Source organism: Pseudemcibacter sp. (assembly GCF_965661635.1).
Classification (GTDB): domain Bacteria; phylum Pseudomonadota; class Alphaproteobacteria; order Sphingomonadales; family Emcibacteraceae; genus Pseudemcibacter.
This window is the reverse complement of record NZ_CBFIEP010000159.1, coordinates 1-3,533: the sequence shown is the minus strand read 5'-3', so window position 1 is coordinate 3,533 and position 3,533 is coordinate 1. Positions and strand designations below refer to the sequence as shown.

Below are 3,533 nucleotides of genomic sequence, written 5' to 3'. Positions count from 1 at the left end.
ATTCCTGAGGAAGAACTGGACGAAGACAAAGAATTAGAACTAGCACCTAGCCCTTATTTACGAACGGAATTTGACACAAAACCAGACGCTAAAATCAAAAGAGCGACGATTTATGCTTCTGCTATGGGACTTTTCGAACTTAGACTAAATGGTAAACGCGTTGGGGACGATTATTTTACGCCTGGATGGACGGATTATAATAAACGGATTTATTATTTTACCTATGATGTTACAGATCAAATAGAAGAAGGTGCAAATGCATTTGGTGCCATCTTATCTGATGGTTGGTATGCGGGTTATGTGGGGTATGGGAGAACATTAAAAGGCATCATTGATGGAGAGCGAAATTTTTGGGGTAACAAAATAGGACTTCGTGCGCAATTGGAAATCGAATTTGAAAATGGTGAGACACAGATCATATCTACCGTTAGCGAGCTTCAAAGACGAATAAATCCTGTTCAAGCCTTTAATCCGCAATCTTCAGAACAGATATATAACAACAACGACAATATTTGGCTGGCTTCGACAGGCCCTTTACGCGAAACAGATATCCTTATGGGTGAAACATTTGATGCGCGATTAAAAAATACTGGTTGGGATAAAGCGGGCTTTGATGATAGCGCCTGGAAGCCCGTCAAGTGGCGCGCCAATCCCAGTGGCATAGTCGAAGCCTATCCCGGCGTTCCTGTTCAAATACAAGATGAGTTAGTCGCGGTAGCGCGAACAGAGCCTAGCCCTGGCACTTATATTTTTGATTTTGGTAAGAATTTTGCGGGTGTTGGACGACTAAAGGTTAAAGGTCCTACAGGGACCAAAGTGACTATGCGGTATGGCGAAATGTTACATCAAGATGGTTCTCTTATGACAGAAAATTTGCGCGAAGCGCGCTCTACCGACACATATATTTTAAACGGTGATAAAGAAGAAAGTTGGTTGCCACAATTTACGTATCATGGTTTCCAATATATTGAGGTCACTGGATACCCGGGAATACCGGAAATTGTCGCAATTACGGGTGTTGTCATAAATTCGTCAACGCCGCAAGTTGGCAAGATTGAATTTGAAGGTGATTTGAATTGGGGTGGCAAAGCACCGCTCATTACTCAATTATTTGAAAATATAAAAACCACACAGTTTGCAAATTTCGTTGATGTGCCCACAGATTGTCCGCAGCGTGACGAGCGTATGGGCTGGACGGGTGATGCACAAGTTTATTTTCGCACCTCCGCTTATATTGCGGATGTTTCAGCTTTTTATACCAAATGGATGCATGATGTGCGTGATGCTCAATTACCTTACGGGGCCTATTCAAATTATGCACCGATACCTTTTCAGCACGCTTTCGATTTCTCCCCGGGATGGATGGATGGCGGCGTTATTTTACCTTATATGCTCTACCGTACTTATGGTGATAAGCGTCTACTTGAAGAACATTGGGAAAGTATGACGCGATTTATGGAGTTTCAGAGGGACGCTGCAGGTGAAAATTATCTGCGTCCACAAGGAGGGCAAAATTTCGGCGACTGGTTGGTAGTAGGCTACAATACAGATAAAAATTTTATTGCGTCTGCTTATTATGCCTACGATATTCATTTAATGGCGGAAATGGCAGATGCTTTGAAAAAATACGAAGAGGCAGAGACTTACCGTGCGTTATTTTCCAAAGTCAAAGAGGCGTTCGTAAAGGCGTATTTTTTAGCGGACGGCGAATTGACAGAAAATTCTCAGACCGCTTATAGTATGGCGCTAGCTATGCATTTATATCCGAAAGAACTTGAACAAAGAGGAGCGGATAGATTAGCTGAGCTTGTAAAGAACAATGGAAACAGACTGGCTACTGGCATAGCGGGGGTAAGTCGTCTTTTACACATTTTATCGAAATATGGATATGAAGATGTCGCATACAGCTTACTAATGCAAACTGATTACCCTTCATGGGGGTATGGTGTTGTCAATGGCGCTACATCAATTTGGGAACGTTGGAATGCTTATACCAAGGAAGAGGGGTTTATGGATCCCACCATGAACAGTTTTAGTCATTATGCTAACGGTTCAGTTGGCGAATGGATGTTTTCCGATATTGCTGGAATTGATGTTAATAAACCTGGCTATAGACAATTTGAAATAAAACCGCTTATAGCAGCCGCACCCTTTAGCGCGGTATCAGCAGAACATAAATCAATCAACGGGGTGATCAAGTCGGCATGGAGAAAAAATGGTAATAACGTCACTATTAATGTTACCATTCCAACGAATACAATCGCCGAGGTTTATGTGCCTGCAGTATCCGTAGATGCCATAACTGAAAATGGAAGTGATGTAACTGATGTTGAAGGCGTTGAGTTCAATCGTATCGAAGGTCGCTATATAGTATTTAATGTTTTGGGTGGACAATATCAGTTTTTATCGAATGAAGCATTTGAAAAGTTATAAAAACTATTTACTTTCCATGCCTAAGCAAATCAATTTAAAGCCATTATTTAATATTACTTAATTTGAATTAGAAAATACCACGATAAGAAGTCATCTTATCGTGGTAAGAAATTGAATAGAGCTATTATTCTTCAGCAAAACAATAAGTGCAAATTTTATTACCGTCAGGATCACGAAGGTATGCAGCATATGCAGTCGGTGAAAAATCACGTGGTCCAGGCTCCCCGTCGCACGTTCCACCAGCGGCAAGTCCGGCTTCGTGGAATTTATGGACCGCATCACGTGTCGCGGCATTAAACCCTATCGTTCCGCCATTTCCGACAGTTGCTGGATTTCCATCAGTAGGTGTAAAAACGATGAAATCTGGCGTATCAATTCCATATAAAGTCGCCATTCCGCCAAAATCGCCAAGATTATTGACCCCTAATGCTCCAAGTGCGGCATCATAAAACTTTGCTGATTTCCCGCGATCGTTTGTTCCTACGCATGCGTGACTTAATATACTCATCTTATTTTCCTTTTATGCTGATTTTTGAACTGATAGATAAAAAATTATAGTGCTAATAAGAAAGTGGTGTCACCAAATTCAATATTCAAGAGCGTAAAGCATATAGAATGAAATAAATTCCTATAAAGGCCAGACAAGAGCAATCATTGGCAAGGCAACAATAGTAATGATAATTTCAAGGGGGAGCCCCATTCGCCAATAATCACCGAATTTATATCCACCCGGCCCCATAATGAGGGCGTTATTTTTATGACCGATGGGGGTGAAGAACGCGCAGGAACTGGATACGGCCACGGCCATTAGGAATGCATCGGGGTTTGATCCTAAACTATTGGCCATGCTAACGGCAATGGGGGCCATCATGACGGCGGTCGCCACATTATTCATCAAATCCGATAAGGTCATGGTGACGATGAATAATAATGCCATAACGAAAAAGGCGCTGTTGCCTGCGGCCAAATCAAGAATACCTGCGGCAATTAGATCGGTGGTGCCAGTGGTTTCCAATGCGCCACCAATGGGGATCATAGAACCCACCAAGACGATCACCGGCCAATCAACGGTGTTATATAAATCACGTAGCGGAATAATA

At 42.2% G+C, this 3,533-nt stretch carries 3 protein-coding genes; 1 reads left to right on the top strand and 2 read right to left on the bottom strand.

Going from position 1 to position 3,533, the window contains the following annotated elements; genetic code table 11:
- Positions 1 to 2,433: family 78 glycoside hydrolase catalytic domain (locus ACTF6W_RS10730; RefSeq protein WP_438994541.1), on the top strand; the 2,433-nt coding region annotated here is incomplete at its 5' end.
- A 124-nt stretch (positions 2,434 to 2,557) separates the two neighbouring features.
- Here the strand turns inward: ACTF6W_RS10730 and ACTF6W_RS10725 are convergent.
- Both ACTF6W_RS10725 and ACTF6W_RS10720 read right to left on the bottom strand, forming a co-directional pair.
- A complete protein-coding gene (locus tag ACTF6W_RS10725; RefSeq protein ID WP_438994540.1) occupies positions 2,558 to 2,941 on the bottom strand; it encodes a VOC family protein in 384 nt (127 codons plus the stop codon).
- A gap of 120 nt (positions 2,942 to 3,061) precedes the next feature.
- On the bottom strand, positions 3,062 to 3,533 hold a 472-nt coding region (locus ACTF6W_RS10720; RefSeq protein WP_438994539.1), incomplete at its 5' end, for an SLC13 family permease.

What these genes read in the sequence shown, in the direction of transcription:
- ACTF6W_RS10725 (WP_438994540.1), bottom strand. Translation starts at nt 2,941, where the DNA reads ATGAGTATATTAAGTCACGCATGCGTAGGAACAAACGATCGCGGGAAA.